Source organism: Azospirillum sp. B510 (assembly GCF_000010725.1).
Classification (GTDB): domain Bacteria; phylum Pseudomonadota; class Alphaproteobacteria; order Azospirillales; family Azospirillaceae; genus Azospirillum; species Azospirillum lipoferum_B.
On record NC_013858.1, the window covers coordinates 612,463 to 628,837 of the forward strand.

The following is a 16,375-nucleotide window of genomic DNA, read 5'->3' on the forward strand; positions in this document are numbered from 1 at the left end:
AAGGATGCCGGATATGTGTCTTATATACTGATCACCCGCATTCCATGATTGGTAGTGCACCGCCACCAGGGATTACGGCCTCTGGAGTAATCCAAAATCACAAACCGGCTTTTTCGCGCGCGAGAAAGTTAACGATCCCGGCGACAGGGCGCCACCACCCGGCACGGTTATGGGAGTTTTTAAATGACTAAATTCCTTTATCCATCCGGGACGGACGGCGGGCGGGCGCGCCGGTCAGCGCGCCTCCACCATGCCGATGAACTGCGCCAGTTCCGGCGTCGAGGGCCTGTCGAACAGCTCGGCCGGCGGTCCCTGTTCGGCGATGCGGCCGCCATGCATGAAGACCAGCCGGTCGCAGACCTCACGGGCGAAACGCATCTCGTGCGTCACCAGGATCAGCGTCATGCCCTCTTCCGCCAATTGGCGCACCACCCCCAGCACCTCGGCGACCAGCTCGGGGTCGAGGGCCGAGGTGATCTCGTCGCACAGCAGCACCTTGGGCGCCATCGCCAGCGAGCGGGCGATGGCGACGCGCTGCTGCTGGCCGCCCGACAGCTGCGACGGGTAGGCGTCGAACTTGTGGCCCAGCCCGACCTTGGCCAGCGCCGATTCGGCAGCGGCGCGGGTGGTGGCCTTGTCCTGCTTCTTCACCACCTTCAGCGCCAGCATGACATTCTCGCCGGCGGTCAGGTGGGGGAACAGGTTGAACTGCTGGAACACCATGCCGACCTTCTGGCGCAGCGCCCGCAGGTCGATCTGGCCGGGATCGACGCATTCGCCGTCGACCTCGATGACGCCGCCGTCGATGCGCTCCAGCCCGTTGATGCTGCGCAGCAGCGTGCTCTTGCCCGAGCCGCTGCGGCCGATCATGGCGACGACCTGGCCCTCCTCGACCGCCATGTCGACGCCCTTCAGCACCTCCACCGGGCCGAAGGACTTGCGAATGGCCGACAGCTTCACCAGGGGGCGGCCGGCGGGGGGAGTCTTAACGGGCGACATTGAGCTTCCTTTCCAGCGCCTTGGCCGACAGCGACAGCGGGTAGCACAGGGCGAAATAGATCAGCCCGACCAGCCCATAGACCAGGAAGGGCTGGAAGGTGGCGTTGGTGATCATGGTGCCGGCCTTCGTCACCTCGACGAAGCCGATGATGGAGGTCACCGCCGTGCCCTTCACCACCTGCACCGAGAATCCGACGGTCGGCGGCACGGCGATGCGCAGGGCCTGGGGCAGGATGACATGGCGCATCTGCTCCCCGAAGGTGAGCGCGAGGCTGGCCGACGCCTCCCATTGGCCCTTCGGCACCGCCTCGACGCAGCCGCGCCAGATCTCGGCGAGATAGGCGGCGGTGAACAGCGTCAGCCCGACGGCGGCCGAGGTCCAGGCCGAGGTCTCGATGCCGACCAGCGGCAGGGCGAAGAAGACGATGAAGAGCTGCATCAGGAGCGGCGTGCCCTGGAACAGCTCGATGAACAGCCGGGCCGCGATGCGCAGCGGCGGCAGCGGCGAGACGCGGGCGACCAGCAGCAGCAGCCCGGCAAGCCCGCCGGAGACGAAGGCGATCAGCGACAGCAGCACCGTCCAGCGCGCCGCCAGCAGCAGGTTGGACAGGATGTCCCACAGGGTGAACTCAAGCACGCGACACCCCCTTGGCGAACAGCCGCCCGCCGATCTGGCTCAGGATCCAGCGCACTCCCACCGCCAGCGCCAGATACAGCGCGGTCGCCAGGAAATAGACCTCGAAGGGCCGGAAATTGCGGGATTGGATGAAGTTGGCGGCGAAGCTCAGCTCCTCCGCCGCGATCTGCGAACAGACCGACGAGCCCAGCATGACGATGACGATCTGGCTGGTCAGCGCCGGCCAGATCTTCCCCATCGCCGGGCCGAGCACGACATAGCGGAAGATCTGCGGCCCGGTCATGCCCAGGCCGGCGCCGGCCTCGATCTGGCCCTTCGGCGTCGCCTCGATGCCGGCGCGGATGATCTCGGTCGAATAGGCGCCGAGATTGATCACCATCGCCAGGACCGCCGCCTGCCACTCCGCCAGCCGGATGCCGAGCGAGGGCAGGCCGAAGAAGATGAAGAACAGCTGCACCAGGAAGGGGGTGTTGCGGATCAGCTCGACATAGGCGCCGACCAGGATCGCCAGCGGCTTCGCCGTCGAGGTCCGCGCCGCCGCCCCGCCGATGCCGAGCGCGACGCCCAGCACCGTGCTGACGGCGGTCAGCGCCACCGTCGTCACCACCCCGTCCACCAGCACGGGCGTGTAGTCCAACAGGGACGAGAAATCGAAACTGTAGGCCATGATACGGTCCCGTGCCGGTGGAAGGACGAAGCGGTCACAGATCCTTCGGCAGCGGCGAATGCAGCCACTTCTTGGCGATGTCGTTCAGCGAGCCGTCCTCCTTCGCCTTGGCGATGATGGCGTTCACCTTCTCCAGGAGCGGGCCCTCGTTCTTGTTCAGCCCGACGAAGCAGGGGGAGTTCTTGATCAGGAACTTCAGGATCGGCTGGCGCGGCGGGTTGCGGTCGAAGATGGCGGCGGCGACCACGTTGCCGGTGGCGACCAGCTGCACCTGCCCCGACAGGAAGGCGGAGATGGTGCCGTTGTTGTCCTCGTAGCGGCGGACGGTCACCTTGTCCGACACGATCTTGGACAGTTCGATATCCTCGACCGAGCCGCGGGTGACGCCGACGGTCTTGCCGTTCAGATCCTCCGCCTTCTCCACCGCGATGTCATCGGGGCCGAAGACACCGTTGTAGAAGGGGGCGTAGGCGGTGGAGAAGTCGATGACCTTCTCGCGCTCGGCGTTCTTGCCCAGGCTGGAGATCACCAGATCGACCTTGCCGGTGGTCAGATAGGGGATGCGGTTGGTGCTGGTCACCGGCACCAGCTCCACCTTGGCGCCCATCTCCTTGGCGATCAGGGTGGCGGCGTCGATGTCGTAGCCGACCGGCTTCAGGTCGGTGCCGACCGAGCCGAAGGGCGGGAAGTCCTGCGGAACGGCGACGCGCAGCACCTTCTCCTTGGCGATGCGCTCGAGCGCGTCGGCTTTTGCATGGGTGGGAGCGGTTGCGGTGAAACCACCCGCCAGAACCGCCGTGGCAAGGCCGAGAGCACCCAGAATCTTCGCGAACCGCATGGCACCTGATCTCCAACCGAAGGACGATGAGCCATCCCTTTTCAAACGGCGTGCCACTTCCGTCATAGGAATTCCGGTGTGTCGCAAAGGCCGGAAATGTTACACTTATCCCGGTTAAGGGGTAATCTGTTACTAATGTAACACCACAGATGCCGCACAAAATAGCCCGTTTTTTGTGCGATTTCTGGATTTACGAGGCGAAATGCCTATGAAAAAGGCAAACCACTCCACCCTCCTGGCCGAGCCCGCCGACCCGTCGCTGACCGCGCGCATCCGCGACCGCTACGGCGACCTCAGCCGGACCGAGCGGCAGCTGGCCGATGTGATCCTCGCCTGTCCGGGGGAGCTGTCGGGCTATTCGGCGACGGAGCTGGCGGGCCGGGCCGGGGTGTCGAAGATGACGGTGTCGCGGCTGGTCCGCCGCCTCGGCTATGCCGGCTTCGAGGAGGCGCGGCTGGCCGCCCGGCGCGGCGGCGACTGGGGGTCGCCCTTGTTCCTGCTGCCCCCCGGCGGCCCCCCGGCCCCAGCTGGATCGGCCCCGGCAGGATCAGCCCCCGCCGGCGGCCTGCCGCCGCTGGAGGCCCATTTCCAGCGCAGCGCCGAGGCGCTCGCCGCCACCGCGCGCCAGACCGACCCGGCCCTGCTTGCCCAGGCGGCGCGCACGCTGGCCGACGCCCGGCGGATCTGGGTCTGCGGCGCGCGCAACAGCGCCTTCCTGGCCGGCTATGCCCGCTGGCAGTTCATCCAGGTGCGCGGCGAGGTCCACCAGCTGGCGGCGGCGGGGGAGACGATGGCGGAGACGCTGGCCGACCTCGGCCCGGACGATCTGCTGGTCCTGGTCGGCATCCGCCGCCGGCCGCCCGCCATCGTCCGGCTGCTGCATGTGGTGCGGGACCGCGCCATCCCCGCCATCCTGATCGCCGACAGCCATTCGGCGGTGGAAGGGCCGGTGCCGCCGCTGACCTTCCGCTGCGAGACGCGCAGCCTGGCGGCGCTCGACACCCATGTCGCGGCGATGGCGGTGATCCACGCGCTCGCCGCCGAGCTGATCCCGCTGACCGGCGAGGCCGGCCGCGCCCGCATCGGCGCCATCGAGGATCTGCACGACCGGCTGGGGGAGCTGTGAGGACGGGAGCCGTGAGGACGGATGCCGCCGGTTCCGGACGCTCCCGTCATTCCTTCGCAACAAAAGCCGCCTATGCTGGCGCCGACGGGATGCGGACAAGGGCCACCCCTTTCCCCCTGTCCCATCTGCCGCACCGGAGCCGCCTTGCATTCCGGACGGGATGGCGACACCTTGATAACGCATGCGAACGGTCGGCGAGCCACCCACCGGATGCCCACCCCGGCCGTTCCATCGCAGTCCAGTCATCCCGCCGTCCCCCAGGTGACCGCCGCTTGCGCCGGCCCACCGGACGGCACAGCCCAAGAGAGGACGGCCCCCACGGGCCGGAACCACATGCGTCGTCATCGCCGCGCCAAGATCGTCGCCACCGTCGGACCGGCCAGCAACTCGCCGGAAATGCTGAAAACCCTGTTCCTGGCCGGCGTCGACACCTTCCGGCTGAATTTCAGCCACGGCACCCACGACGATCACGCCAAGGTCCACCGCGCCATCCGCGCGCTGGAGGCGGAGGTCGGCCGCCCGATCGGCATCCTCCAGGATCTCCAGGGTCCGAAGATCCGCGTCGGCACCATCCGCGACGGCAAGATCGCCGTCGCCACCGGCGAGCAGATCCGCTTCGTGCTTCAGGGCAGCGACGGCGACAAGCGCGCCATCCCGCTGCCGCATCCGGAAATCTTCGCGGCGATCATGCCGGGCCATCATCTGCTGATCGATGACGGCCGCGTCCGCGTCGAGGTGACCGAGCTGGGCGACGACTGGATCGAGGCCAAGGTGGTCGTCGGCGGCGTCATCTCCAACCGCAAGGGCGTCAACCTGCCGGGCACCGTGCTCGACCTGTCGCCCCTGACCGCCAAGGACCGCGCCGACCTCGCCTTCGGGCTGGAACTCGGCGTCGACTGGGTCGCCATGTCCTTCGTGCAGAAGCCGGGCGACATCCTGGAGGGCCGCGGCCTGATCGGCGACCGCGCCGGCATCATGGCGAAGATCGAGAAGCCGCAGGCGCTGGAGAAGATCGACGACATCATCCGCCTGTCCGACGCGGTGATGGTGGCGCGCGGCGATCTCGGCGTCGAAATCCCGCACGAGGACGTGCCCGGCCGCCAGAAGGAGCTGGTGCGCGCCTGCCGTCTGGCGGTGAAGCCGGTGATCGTCGCCACCCAGATGCTCGATTCGATGGTCGCCGCCCCGACCCCGACGCGGGCGGAGGCGTCGGACGTGGCGACCGCCATCTATGACGGCGCCGACGCGGTGATGCTGTCGGCCGAATCGGCGTCGGGCCAGTATCCGGTCGAGGCGGTGACGATGATGGACCGCATCATCCGCTCGACCGAGCAGCACAAGCTCTACCGCTCGCTGATCCAGGCGACCCATCCGGGCGAGGAGCATACGGCACCCCACGCCGTGGCCGCCGCCGCCGCCGATCTGGCCGACGCCCTGTATTCCTCGGCCATCGTCGCCTTCACCTCCAGCGGCACCACCGCGGCGCGCATCGCCCGCAAGCGGCCGGAGGTGCCGATCCTGGCGATCACCCCGGATACCGCGGTCTCGCGCCGGCTCTGCCTGCTGTGGGGCGCCCACAGCGTGCTGTCCGACGACATCCGCACCTACGAGGAGATGGTCGACCGCGCCATCGCCACCGCCCGCTCGGAGGAGTTCGCCGGCGCCACCGGCTCGATGGTGGTCGTCGCCGGCATCCCCTTCGCCCAGGCCGGCACCACCAACAACCTGCGCGTCATCCACATGGACGGGAAGTCCTGAGGACAAACGGCTCCCCCGCCCTTACCGGGCGGGGGAGCTCTCCTAGAATCTGTCCGATGCTTATTGAAGCATCGGACAGACTCCGGTTTTTTGATTTTCCGTGCGATTCACGCTTTACCGCTCCATTTTGGTCGACAGCACGATCGACGACATCGTCCGCTCCACTCCGGGCAGGCGGCCGATGCTGTCGAGCGCCGCGTCCATCGCGTCATGGGTCTCGGTACCGACGGTGGCGCACAGATCATATTGGCCGCTGATGCTGTGCAGCCGGATCACCTCCGGCATCTTGCGCAGGGCGTGGACGGCGCGGTCGGCCAGCCGGGCGTTGACGCTGATCATCACCAGTGCCGACACGCCGCGCCGCGGCGCCGGATCGCCCAGCCTCACGGTATAACCGGCGACCACCCCCTGCCGCTCCAGCCGGGCGATGCGGTCCTGCACGGTCGACCGCGACAGCCCCAGCGCCCGGCCGAGCGCCGCCGTGCTGGTGCGCGCGTTCACCGTCAACAGATCGATCAGCCGCCGGTCGATGTCGTCCATGGGGATCCGTTACAGCAGGGCAGTCCCCGCTGTGATAGCCGCCCCCCTTACGCGTCGCAACCCGCCTGATAGCGTTCCATGGCGGCGCGGATGTCGTCCGGAATCGGTACGGAGGCGAAATCGTCCAGCGAGGTGGTGACCAGCGTCAGGCTGCCCGACAGCCGCACCTGCCCCTCATGCTCGCCATTGATGCGCAGCTGGAGGGAGCTGCGGCCCAGCCGCTCCAGCAGGACGCCCAGGGTCAGCGTGTCGCCCATCCGGCTGGGGATGACGAAGTCGCATTCGGCATGGACGATCGGCAGGCCCAGCCGCCGTTGCAGGATCATCGTCGCGTAATCGATGTCCAGCCCCTGGGTGAACCAATCCTCCACCGCGCCGTTGAACATGTCGAAATAGACCGGGAAATAGACGATACCGGCCGGGTCGCAGTGGGAAAAGCGAATGGGCCGCTGAACCCGGAAACAGCCCGCCGGCAAGGGCCGGTGGCTGGGGTGTTCGTCGGGACGGCGCGGCCGCTCGCTGTACTCGGGCATCTCTTGTTCAATCCTTGTTCCGCTTCGGCCCTCATTCCCCCGGCTGTCCGGACATACGGGACGGGTGCCTTGCGGTCGCCGCGTTTCACGCCGGCGGATAGCGGTTGTGGACAATCCCAACAATCCGGGAAAAGCACCTTTCGTTCAACGGCTTCCTGCGGGAATAGGGGTAAGCCGCAGTTTTCGCCCCCCGGGCTGTTGCTGAAATGCTGCACCGCAATCACGCCAACGGGACGCCGCCCCGTCCGGCCCCGCTCCGGCGCCATCGCCCACAATTTGTCGCAGTTTCCGCCTTTCCCGGTGCAAACATCACACAAAGATCCCGCCGGTCCCCGCCATCCTCCCGCACGCATCCGGGTTCAGGCCCAAAACGGACATCAGGCCCGACGGCCAGCCACGGCCGAGGGCACATCAGGCGAGGACACCGAACCGATGGCCACCTCCACTTCCAAGATCGTCGTGAACGCCCTGGGCAAGGCCGCGGGCGGCGTGAACGCCCATTTCACCCTGCTGGTCGACGGCCAGAAGGTGGGCGAGGGCAGCACCGGCACGACGGCGAAGGATTTCGTCTTCACGCCCGTGCTGACCACCGGCACGGCGCACAAGATCCAGGTCCAGTACGACAATGACGGCGTCGTCAACGGCCAGGACCGCAACCTGACGGTCAACAGCGTCAGCATCAACGGCCACAGCTATTCCCCCACCAGCAGCGCCGTCACCTATGACAAGGGCGCGCTGGACGGCCGCGACGTCGCCGCCGGCCAGAAGGACATGTGGTGGAACGGCACGCTGGTGGTGAAGGCCGCCGCGACCGATTTCGCCGCCCCCAACACGACGCCGGGGACGACGCCCGGCACGCCCACCACGCCGAAGCCGACCGAACCGGCCTTCTACGTCGCCACCAACGGCAAGGACAGCTGGTCGGGCAAGCTGGCCGCCCCCAACGCCGACGGCACCGACGGCCCCTTCGCCAGCCTCGCCAAGGCGCAGGCGGCGATGCGCGCCGATCACACCATCGACACCACCTATATCCGCGGCGGCGACTATCACCAGAACGGGCTGTGGCTGGACGGCCAGGATTCCGGCGTGACCTTCGCCGGCTACGGCAACGAGAAGGCGGTGATCCACGGCGGCTCCAACGCCTCGGTGTCCTTCGGCCTCGGTGGGGCCAAGAACGTCACCATCGAAGGGCTGACCTTCGCCGACGGCGTCGTCGGCGGCCATTACGTCTATGCCGACAACGCCGCCGGCCTGACCTTCGCGAACAATGTCGTGAAGGGCGGCGGCTACGGCATCACCGTGCAGGGCAGCGCCAACAGCAAGGTCACCGGCAACCAGTTCGACAACACCGGCGCCGAGTCGATCTTCGTCAAGGCCGGCTCCAACGCCACGCAGGTCTCCGACAACCTGATCCGGCACCCGAACGCCGCCGACCGCGGCGACGCCGGCATCTGGATCAACGGCAGCTCCGACGTCAAGGTCACCCACAACCAGATCGAGAACTCGCCGGAAAAAGCCATCGCGGTCGGTTCGGTCCAGACGGACGGCAGCGACGCGGCCTACCGCGTGACAGTCTCCTACAACAAAGTGATCAACGCCAATCTCGAATCCAACGACGGCGGCGGCATCTATCTGATCAACCGCCAGCAGGATCTGGCCAATCACACCGTCATCAACAACGAGGTGTCCGGCACCACCGCGACCAACCCGTCGAGCCAGGTGGCGAGCTGGGGCATCTATCTCGACGACTGGACCAGCGGCACCACGGTGAAGGGCAACATCGTCCATGACAACATCGGCGGCGTGTTCCTGCATGGCGGCTGGAACAACACGGTCACCGAGAACGTGATCGCCGGCAACAGCGGCGCCCAGATCGGCCTTCAGCAGCCCGTCGCCTGGGGCGGCTGGAAGGGCCACCAGATGAGCGGCAACGACATCTCCGGCAATGTGGTCGATGTCCGGGAGGGCACCGCCGTCCATATCTACGGACCGGCCAATGCCGGCACCATCCACAACAATTTCTACAGCCACCTCGACGCGTCCAAGGACCTTTTCGACGTCTGGCCGCAGGTGATGTCGGGCGGCGGCAAGGGCGATCTCGCCGAGTGGAAGGCCGCGGGGTACGACAAGGGGTCGATGACGCTGGATCCGAGCTTCGTCAATCCGGGCGCCCACGACTACAGCCTGGCCTCCAACTCGCCGGTCTACGGCATGGGCTTCGACGCCGTGCCCTACGACCAGATCGGCCTGCTGCACCACGCCTGACCCGTCCTCTCCTCATCGGCCATAGAGCCTAGGCCCCATGGCCGATGAGGGTCCGGCTGGAACTTTGGGGTGGTCGGGATGTTATGGCTTTTGAAAAGTCGCCTGGTCCGACGCCGGGGGTATCTTGAAGTCAAGACCGCCCGCCCCAACCTGTCAGTCGTCATGCCGCCACCGCCTTGCAAAAGGACGATGGATGTCATCCAGTGAAACATCCGGGATGAACGCATCGCCCGTGACGGCGGCATGCCGCAGGTCTGTCCGGCACTCGGCCGGCAGCCAGCCAATATAAGAGGAAACCATGGATCGTCATGAATTCTGGATGAAGGACCCCGAGCTGAAGGCCGCCTACGAAGCCCTCGGCCCCAATTTCCGCCGCGAGGTGGAGCAGGCGCAGCAGCGCCGCGGCCAGCGCCCCCTGCAAGGGGCCGCCATCGCGTCGCGCGGCCGTCCCGGCTACAACGCCGCCTCCAGGACCCAGCCGGTCAGCGTCGTCCGCCGCTGACGCCCGCCCCGTTCGGGGCACATCCGGGCCTGACCTGCGCCGTCCTGACCTGCGCAAGCGTGGCTGGACCTCCGGAAAACAACGGACCTAAACTCGGCACCCCGCCGTTCCTCCGTCCGTTCCTCCGTTTCCGGCCCATCGAATGCCCCCTGCCAACCGTCCGAACCATTCGCTGCCGCACCGGCTGCGCCGCCCCCGTCATGTGTGGTTGTCGCCCCGGAACTGGCGCCGGCGTCTGCTGTTCTGGTCCGGCGCCGGAGCGGTCGGTCTGGTCGCCGTCCTGTTCGCCATCGCCGCCGACTATGCCCAACAGCTGTTCCGGCTGGCGCAGTCGGCATCGCCCTGGTTGCCCGTCCTGCTGACCCCACTCGGACTGGGCTTTTCCGCCTGGGTGGCCCTGCGGGTGGTGCCGGGATCCCAGGGCAGCGGCATTCCCCAGGCGATCGCCGCGCGCCATGTGCAGGACCCGGCCGCCAAGCGCCGGCTGCTGTCGCCGCGCATCGCCGCCGGCAAGATCCTGCTGACCCTGGTCGGGCTGGCCTGCGGCGCCTCCATCGGGCGGGAGGGGCCGACGGTGCAGGTCGGCGCCTCGATCATGCTGATGGCCGGTTCGATCGCCGGGCTGGGGCGGGAACCGGGGCTGATCCTGGCCGGCGGAGCGGCCGGCGTCGCCGCCGCCTTCAACACGCCGCTGGCCGGCATCGTCTTCGCCATCGAGGAGATGGCCCGCAGCTTCGAGAAGCGGACCAGCGGCCTCGTCCTGATCGCGGTGGCGGCGGCCGGTCTGGTCGCCGTCGCCCTGCTCGGCAACTACGCCTATTTCGGCCACACCGCCGCCACGGCCGGCTGGCGGGACTGGAGGGCGGTGCTGGCGACCGGCATCGTCGGCGGGCTGGCGGGCGGCGGGTTCAGCAGCCTGCTGCTGTGGCTGTCCGGCTGGATCCGCCACGGCCTGGGCGGGCGGCTGGCCCGCCATCCGGTGCTGGTGGCGCTCGGCTGCGGGCTGGCCCTGGCGGCGATCGGCACCGCCACCGGCGGCCTGACCTTCGGCACCGGCTATGAACAGGCCCGCGCCCTCCTGGACGGGACGGAGGCGCTGCCCTGGTACTACGCCCCGGCGAAACTGCTGGCGACCGTCCTGTCGGGCATCTGCGGCATACCCGGCGGCATCTTCTCCCCCTCGCTGTCGGTGGGGGCGGGCATCGGCTCCGTCATCGGCGGGCTGCTGCCGGACAGCTCTCTGGGCGCCGTGGTGCTGCTGTCGATGGTGGCTTATTTCGCCGGCGTGGTGCAGGCCCCGCTGACCGCCGTCGTCATCGTGACGGAGATGAGCGCCTCGTCCGACCTGCTGCTGCCGCTGATGCTGAGCGCCGCCCTTGCCACCACCCTGTCCCGGCTGGTCTGCCCGCGGTCCGTCTATCACGCCATGGCCGACGCCTTCCTGGCGGCGCTGAAAAAGGAGGAGGCCGGCAAGCCGGCCCCCGCCTCCGGCACGGCGGCGCTCCCGTCTCCCTGAGCGGGAGGCTCAATAGGCGCTCGCCTCGGTCAGCCTCGCGATGTCTTCGCCATCGAGCGGCAGCCGGGCCGCGGCGATCAGGTCGCCGATCTGCTCCGGCTTCGAGGCGCTCGCGATGGGGGCGGTCAGGCCGGGCCGGGCGATCAGCCAGGCGATCGCCACCTGGGCCGGGGTGGCGCCATGCCGGCCGGCGACCTCGTCCAGCGCCGCCAGGATCGCCCGGCCACGGTCGTTGAGATATTTCGACACCGCCCCGTTGCCGCGCGCGCTCTTGCCGGCGTCCCCGGCCGAGCGGTACTTGCCGGTCAGGAAGCCGCTGGCCAGCGAATAGTAATTGATGACGCCCAGCCCGTTCTCCCGGCACAGCCCCTCCAACTCCGCCTCGTAACCCTGGCGGCTGTAGAGGTTGTATTCCGGTTGCAAGGTCTCATAGCGGGGCAGGCCGGCGCGGGCGCTGACCTCCAGCGCCTCGCGCAGGCGGGGGGCCGTCAGGTTGGAGGCGCCGATGGCGCGGACCTTGCCCTGGTCGATCAGTTCCCTGTAGGTGCCGAGCGTGTCCTCGAACGGGGTGGCGGGATCGTCCCAATGGGACTGGTAGAGATCGATGCGGTCGGTCTGGAGACGGCGCAGCGAATCCTCCACAGCGGTCCGGATCCAAGCGGGGGACAGCCCCTTCCTGCCCGGCCCCATCTCCGACCCGACCTTGGTCGCGAGCACGATGCGGTCGCGGTTGCCGCGGCTCTTCATCCATTTGCCGATGATGGTCTCGGACTCGCCGCCCTGGTTGCCGGAAGCCCAGGCCGAATAGACGTCGGCGGTGTCGACGAAGTTGAAGCCGGCATCGACGAAGGCGTCGAGCAGCCGGAAGGAGGTGGCCTCGTCGGCGGTCCAGCCGAAGACATTGCCGCCGAAGCAGAGCGGGGACACCGTCAGGCCGCTGCGGCCCAGCGGTCGTTGATAAAGTGGACGTCGATCCATCGCACCGTCTCCTTTGCAGATCATGCCTTGAAGGTCACCGGTCAGGCGGCGGGCCGCCCGCGGAATTCGGTCAGGTAGAACAGCAGGCCGAGGGTCGGAAAGGCGGCACCGATCCAGGTCACCGGCGCCCAGCCGCCGACGGCGAAGGCATAGCCGGCGAGCGCCGAGCCCGCCGCCCCGCCCAGGAAGAAGATCGCCATATAGATGGCGTTCATCCGGCTGCGGGTCTCCGCCCCCAGCGAATAGATGGCGCGCTGCCCCAGCACCATGTTCATCTGAACCCCCATGTCGAGCAGCAGGCCGGCCAGCACCAGGAGCGCGATCGACCCTTCCCCCGCCCGCGCCATCAGGAAGGACAGCGCCGCGATCGCCAGCGCGAAGCCGGTCGCCGGCCGGGTCCAGCCACGGTCGGCGATCCGTCCGGCGATGGGAGCGACCAGGGCACCGGCGGCACCCGACAGGGCGAACAGCGCGATGCCCCGCTGGCTGAGATGGAAGGGCGCCCCGGCCAGCAGCAGCGGGACCGAGGTCCAATAGAGGCTGAAGGCGGCGAACATCATGGTCTGGTAGACGGTGCGGCGCTGAAGCACCGGCGTGCGCACCAGAAGCCGGCCGAGCGAGCCGAGCAGGGCGCCATAGCCGGACTGGCTCCTCGGCCGCCGCTGCGGCAGCACCCGCCACAGCAGCAGGGCGAAGCCGACCATCGCCAGTGCCGACAGGCCGAACACCGCCCGCCAGCCCAGGCTGTCGGCGATCAGGCTCGACACCGGGCGGGCCAGCAGGATGCCGAGCAGCAGGCCGCTCATCACATTGCCCACCACCCGCCCGCGCGAGGATTCCGGCGCCATATGGGCGGCCAGCGGAACCAGCATCTGCACGGCGACCGAGGTGACGCCGATCAGGAAGGCCGCCGTCAGGAAGAGGGCGGCGGTGGGGGCGATGGCCGCCACCAGCAGGGCCGCCACCGTGCTGGACAAGGTCGCCACCACCAGCCGGCGGTTTTCCAGCAGGTCGCCCAGCGGCACCAGCAGCACCAGCCCGGCGCCATAGCCGACCTGGGTCAGGGTGACGACCAGGCTGGCGGTTTCCGGCGACAATCCGATCGCCGGACCGATCAGCCCGACCAGCGGCTGGGCATAATAGATGTTGGCGACCACCACGCCGCAGGCCAGCGCCATCAACAGGACAAGCGAGCGGGACAGGGCCGGGTGGGCGGCCTCTTCAGCCGGAAGGGGAGCGGCGCTGGGCGGCATCGCATGGTCCTGTGGAGTCATGAGCGTTCGAAGCGGAGACTGGATGACCGGCAGCCTATGTCGGCCCCATCGTCCGTTGCACCGCCGATTTGCGCACCGGAGGAATGCATGGCCGGGAACCGGACGGCAACCGGGCGATGACAATCGGGGGTAACCGAGAATGGCATCGCGCCGGGGAATCGGACAGAATCGTCGAGCGATCCCCGGCCCCGCAATCCCGCCATCGGAAACCCGCCATTGGAAACCCGCCATGCCGATTCCGCCCCCCGCCCCCGGCTTGCCGCTGGCGCTTCTACTGGCGGCCGCCTCGCCTCCGACGCTCCAGACTTGCCCGGTGCCGGTCGCCGAGGCGGTGGAGACAGCGGAGGCCGGCGCCTGCATGATCAAGCATTGCGCATCGCCCATGCCCGACCTGAGCGTCTGCCGCTGCATCGGCGGCTCTCCTCCGCAGGCTCCGACGGCCGCCTACACGGTCAGGCGCGGCACCGGCGAACGGCACTGGAGCGTGACGCTCGACGACCGCATCCCGGACCAGATGGGGGCGATGGACGTGGCGCTGGCGGACCTGTCCGGCACCGGTACGCCATCCCTGGTGATCGCCGAACTGGCGGCGGTCAGCAATGGCGTCGGTATTCACAGCTGGACCCTGACGATCCTGGAGGCGCAGCCCCCCTTCCGGACGCTCGCCACCGCCGAGACGGTGGAATACGGGCCGGGCACGCTGGCACGGCGTCCGGACGGCGAAACCGGCTGCGATCTGCTGATCGTCACGCCGGAAGATGTCTGCCGCACCGGAGAGACCGCCGGTGTCGTCCTGTCCGGCCAATGGATGCGCTTGCGGGCCGACGGGCTGCGGCCGCTCGGCAGCCGTCCCCGGCCGTCCAACCGCTATGTCGACGCGGCGGACCTGTCCGACGACCGTGGCCAGCCGGCCGTGTGGTTCTCCGCCCCGGGCCCCGGACGGATCTGCCCGGCGGGGTCGCGGTGAGGCGGCCGCCCCGAACGACCGCGGCGGGTCAGGAGATTTCCACGCACAGCGCATTGAGCCAGTCGCGGAAGGACGCGAATCCGGCGTCCTCGCGGCGGAAGGCGCGATAGACCAGATACCAGGAATTGACCATCGGCACCGCCAGCCCGAAGGGGGTGGCTAGGCGTCCGGCGGCGATGTCGTCCTGGCTGTAGAGCAGCGGGGCCAACCCCACCCCGACACCGTCGATGGCCGCTTGCAGCACCATGGCATAGCTGCTGAAGGACAGCCCCTTCGACGCCGGCTCGGCAACCCCGACGGCGGCCAGCCAGTGCGGCCAATCCTCCCCCCAATGGGAGACGCGCAGCAGGGTGGTGCCGGCCAGATCCGCCGGCCGGCGCAACGCCGCCGCCAGCCGCGGCGCGCAAACCGGCTGTAGGCGGGAGGAGAACAGTCGTTCCGCCTCATAGCCCGGCCATTGGCCATTCCCCAGCAACACCGCGCAGGTCCAGTCATCCTTCATCGGCTCGCCGGCACCGCCGGTGGCGATCCGCACCTCGATTTCCGGATGATCGAGGTGGAAGCCGGACAAACGCGGGATCAGCCAGCGCACCGCAACGGTCGCCCCCATCCCCACCGTCAGCACCGGCCCGGCCCGCATCGCCGACACCTGCTCCACCCGCCGGGCGATGCCGTCGAAGGCGTCGGTCAGCGCCGGTTGAAGCGCCCGGCCGCGTTCGGTCAGCACCAACGCGTTGGCCCGCCGGTCGAACAGGGCGAAGCCCAACCGTTCCTCCAGCAGCTTCACCATCCTGCTGATGGCGGCCTGGGAGACGTTCAGTTCCGCCGCCGCCGCGGTGAAGCTGCCATGGCGGGCCGCGGCCTCGAAAGCACGCAGGCCGTTCAGCGAGGGCAGGCGGCGCATGGCCTCATCCTTACTTCACCCCAATTTTTCCTGAGGCTGAGCATCGAACAATGCCGTTTGCGGCGCAAGCGCGCGCGTGGGAGTTTTTCAGCCTTACCTCTGACCTTCGGGCTGATTCATGCTGACGCTTCCGCTGATGGTGGGGCTTGGCCTTACCGTTCTCGTGACCTCGTTTCTGTCGGGCCTGTTCGGCATGGCCGGCGGCATGGTGCTGATGGGATTGTTGTTGATCCTGCTGCCGGTGCCCTCGGCCATGCTGCTGCATGGCGTGACCCAGTTCGCCTCCAACGGCTGGCGGGCCTGGCTATGGCGGCGTCATGTGGCTTGGCCGATCATCCTGCGATTCGCGTTGGGCGGATCCGGGGCCGGCCTGCTGTTCGTCCTGGTCGGCGCGGTTCCCGATCGCGCGGTGTCGCTGCTGATTCTGGGATCGACGCCCTTTTTCGCCTTGGCCGTGCCCGCGCGCTGGGCGCTGAACGCCCAGAAGCCGCTGCATGGCCTGTTGGGTGGATTCCTATGCATGGGCGTCCAGCTGATCGCCGGCATTTCCGGTCCATTGCTGGATGTCTTCTTCATCCGCGGGGCCATGACCCGGCAGAGTGTCGTCGCCACCAAGGCGGCGATCCAGTCGGTCGGCCATCTGGTGAAGATCGTCTACTTCGCGCCGCTGGTGGCCGGTGGCGCCGATAAGACGATGGAATCGACGGTGATCCTGATGTCGGTCGCCATGGCGCTGTTGGGCACGAATCTCTCCCGCCGGGTGCTGGACCGGATGAGCGATGCCCAGTTCCGCCTGTGGAGCCGCTATCTGGTGATGGGAACCGCCAGCGTCTATCTGGGTCAGGGGCTGTTCCTGCTGGCGGGGCACTGA

General features: G+C 68.4%; 16 protein-coding genes. 7 read left to right on the plus strand and 9 right to left on the minus strand.

Annotated features, from left to right (window positions below; translation table 11 throughout):
- Nucleotides 1–234 precede the first annotated feature (234 nt).
- Genes AZL_RS29970 through AZL_RS29985 form a run of 4 tightly spaced genes read right to left on the minus strand, consistent with a single transcriptional unit; the run spans nt 235 to nt 3,141 of the window.
- A complete protein-coding gene (locus AZL_RS29970) occupies nt 235–999 on the minus strand; it encodes an amino acid ABC transporter ATP-binding protein (RefSeq protein WP_012978134.1) in 765 nt (254 codons plus the stop codon).
- Nucleotides 986–1,636: an amino acid ABC transporter permease gene (locus AZL_RS29975; RefSeq protein WP_012978135.1), complete on the minus strand. Its 651-nt coding sequence runs from the start codon at nt 1,634–1,636 to the stop codon at nt 986–988. Before AZL_RS29975 ends, AZL_RS29970 begins: the two co-directional genes overlap by 14 nt.
- Nucleotides 1,629–2,303: an amino acid ABC transporter permease gene (locus AZL_RS29980; RefSeq protein WP_012978136.1), complete on the minus strand. Its 675-nt coding sequence runs from the start codon at nt 2,301–2,303 to the stop codon at nt 1,629–1,631. The genes AZL_RS29975 and AZL_RS29980 overlap by 8 nt, the downstream gene beginning before the upstream one ends.
- Before the next feature lie 34 nt (nt 2,304–2,337).
- Nucleotides 2,338–3,141 carry a transporter substrate-binding domain-containing protein gene (locus AZL_RS29985; protein ID WP_012978137.1) on the minus strand — a complete coding sequence of 268 codons (804 nt, stop codon included), beginning with the start codon at nt 3,139–3,141 and terminating at the stop codon, nt 2,338–2,340.
- 208 nt (nt 3,142–3,349) lie between these two features.
- Here AZL_RS29985 and AZL_RS29990 point away from each other — a divergent pair, with 208 nt between their 5' ends.
- Both AZL_RS29990 and pyk read left to right on the plus strand, forming a co-directional pair.
- A complete protein-coding gene (locus AZL_RS29990; protein WP_012978138.1) occupies nt 3,350–4,267 on the plus strand; it encodes a MurR/RpiR family transcriptional regulator in 918 nt (305 codons plus the stop codon).
- Between the two features lie 333 nt (nt 4,268–4,600).
- The gene (pyk, locus tag AZL_RS29995; protein ID WP_012978139.1) at nt 4,601–6,025 is read left to right on the plus strand and encodes a pyruvate kinase; all 1,425 of its coding nucleotides are present in this window, start codon (nt 4,601–4,603) and stop codon (nt 6,023–6,025) included.
- A gap of 114 nt (nt 6,026–6,139) precedes the next feature.
- On the opposite strand, the gene AZL_RS30000 is transcribed toward pyk, so the two are convergent.
- Both AZL_RS30000 and AZL_RS30005 read right to left on the minus strand, forming a co-directional pair.
- Nucleotides 6,140–6,565: an Lrp/AsnC family transcriptional regulator gene (locus AZL_RS30000; protein ID WP_012978140.1), complete on the minus strand. Its 426-nt coding sequence runs from the start codon at nt 6,563–6,565 to the stop codon at nt 6,140–6,142.
- A gap of 47 nt (nt 6,566–6,612) precedes the next feature.
- Entirely contained in the window at nt 6,613–7,098 is a 486-nt protein-coding gene (locus tag AZL_RS30005) for an acyl-CoA thioesterase (protein WP_012978141.1), read from the minus strand.
- A 432-nt stretch (nt 7,099–7,530) separates the two neighbouring features.
- On the opposite strand from AZL_RS30005, the gene AZL_RS30010 reads away from it, so the two are divergent.
- From AZL_RS30010 to AZL_RS30020, 3 genes are all read left to right on the plus strand, one after another.
- Nucleotides 7,531–9,363 (plus strand): right-handed parallel beta-helix repeat-containing protein, encoded by a 1,833-nt coding sequence (locus AZL_RS30010; RefSeq protein WP_148219735.1) that lies wholly within the window; start codon nt 7,531–7,533, stop codon nt 9,361–9,363.
- Between the two features lie 298 nt (nt 9,364–9,661).
- Nucleotides 9,662–9,865 carry a hypothetical protein gene (locus AZL_RS30015; RefSeq protein WP_042446240.1) on the plus strand — a complete coding sequence of 68 codons (204 nt, stop codon included), beginning with the start codon at nt 9,662–9,664 and terminating at the stop codon, nt 9,863–9,865.
- Nucleotides 9,866–10,007: 142 nt separating this feature from the next.
- On the plus strand, nt 10,008–11,381 hold the full coding sequence (locus AZL_RS30020; protein ID WP_012978143.1) for a chloride channel protein: 1,374 nt from the start codon (nt 10,008–10,010) through the stop codon (nt 11,379–11,381).
- 9 nt (nt 11,382–11,390) lie between these two features.
- On the opposite strand, the gene AZL_RS30025 is transcribed toward AZL_RS30020, so the two are convergent.
- Together AZL_RS30025 and AZL_RS30030 are read right to left on the minus strand one after the other, a co-directional pair.
- Complete coding sequence (locus AZL_RS30025; protein ID WP_012978144.1) at nt 11,391–12,359, minus strand: aldo/keto reductase; 969 nt, start codon at nt 12,357–12,359, stop codon at nt 11,391–11,393.
- A gap of 41 nt (nt 12,360–12,400) precedes the next feature.
- Complete coding sequence (locus tag AZL_RS30030) at nt 12,401–13,612, minus strand: MFS transporter (protein WP_012978145.1); 1,212 nt, start codon at nt 13,610–13,612, stop codon at nt 12,401–12,403.
- Between the two features lie 250 nt (nt 13,613–13,862).
- On the opposite strand from AZL_RS30030, the gene AZL_RS30035 reads away from it, so the two are divergent.
- Complete coding sequence (locus AZL_RS30035) at nt 13,863–14,600, plus strand: hypothetical protein (protein WP_042446244.1); 738 nt, start codon at nt 13,863–13,865, stop codon at nt 14,598–14,600.
- A 28-nt stretch (nt 14,601–14,628) separates the two neighbouring features.
- Here the strand turns inward: AZL_RS30035 and AZL_RS30040 are convergent, their stop codons facing one another.
- Complete coding sequence (locus AZL_RS30040) at nt 14,629–15,504, minus strand: LysR substrate-binding domain-containing protein (protein WP_012978147.1); 876 nt, start codon at nt 15,502–15,504, stop codon at nt 14,629–14,631.
- Between the two features lie 118 nt (nt 15,505–15,622).
- On the opposite strand from AZL_RS30040, the gene AZL_RS30045 reads away from it, so the two are divergent.
- Nucleotides 15,623–16,375 carry a TSUP family transporter gene (locus tag AZL_RS30045; RefSeq protein WP_012978148.1) on the plus strand — a complete coding sequence of 251 codons (753 nt, stop codon included), beginning with the start codon at nt 15,623–15,625 and terminating at the stop codon, nt 16,373–16,375.

What these genes read in the sequence shown, in the direction of transcription:
- AZL_RS29980 (WP_012978136.1), bottom strand. Translation starts at nt 2,303, where the DNA reads ATGGCCTACAGTTTCGATTTCTCGTCCCTGTTGGACTACACGCCCGTG.
- AZL_RS29970 (WP_012978134.1), bottom strand. Translation starts at nt 999, where the DNA reads ATGTCGCCCGTTAAGACTCCCCCCGCCGGCCGCCCCCTGGTGAAGCTG.
- AZL_RS30035 (WP_042446244.1), top strand. Translation starts at nt 13,863, where the DNA reads ATGCCGATTCCGCCCCCCGCCCCCGGCTTGCCGCTGGCGCTTCTACTG.
- AZL_RS30005 (WP_012978141.1), bottom strand. Translation starts at nt 7,098, where the DNA reads ATGCCCGAGTACAGCGAGCGGCCGCGCCGTCCCGACGAACACCCCAGC.
- AZL_RS30025 (WP_012978144.1), bottom strand. Translation starts at nt 12,359, where the DNA reads ATGGATCGACGTCCACTTTATCAACGACCGCTGGGCCGCAGCGGCCTG.
- AZL_RS30030 (WP_012978145.1), bottom strand. Translation starts at nt 13,612, where the DNA reads ATGCCGCCCAGCGCCGCTCCCCTTCCGGCTGAAGAGGCCGCCCACCCG.
- AZL_RS30000 (WP_012978140.1), bottom strand. Translation starts at nt 6,565, where the DNA reads ATGGACGACATCGACCGGCGGCTGATCGATCTGTTGACGGTGAACGCG.
- AZL_RS30010 (WP_148219735.1), top strand. Translation starts at nt 7,531, where the DNA reads ATGGCCACCTCCACTTCCAAGATCGTCGTGAACGCCCTGGGCAAGGCC.
- AZL_RS30020 (WP_012978143.1), top strand. Translation starts at nt 10,008, where the DNA reads ATGCCCCCTGCCAACCGTCCGAACCATTCGCTGCCGCACCGGCTGCGC.
- AZL_RS30015 (WP_042446240.1), top strand. Translation starts at nt 9,662, where the DNA reads ATGGATCGTCATGAATTCTGGATGAAGGACCCCGAGCTGAAGGCCGCC.
- AZL_RS29985 (WP_012978137.1), bottom strand. Translation starts at nt 3,141, where the DNA reads ATGCGGTTCGCGAAGATTCTGGGTGCTCTCGGCCTTGCCACGGCGGTT.
- AZL_RS30045 (WP_012978148.1), top strand. Translation starts at nt 15,623, where the DNA reads ATGCTGACGCTTCCGCTGATGGTGGGGCTTGGCCTTACCGTTCTCGTG.
- AZL_RS30040 (WP_012978147.1), bottom strand. Translation starts at nt 15,504, where the DNA reads ATGCGCCGCCTGCCCTCGCTGAACGGCCTGCGTGCTTTCGAGGCCGCG.
- pyk (WP_012978139.1), top strand. Translation starts at nt 4,601, where the DNA reads ATGCGTCGTCATCGCCGCGCCAAGATCGTCGCCACCGTCGGACCGGCC.
- AZL_RS29990 (WP_012978138.1), top strand. Translation starts at nt 3,350, where the DNA reads ATGAAAAAGGCAAACCACTCCACCCTCCTGGCCGAGCCCGCCGACCCG.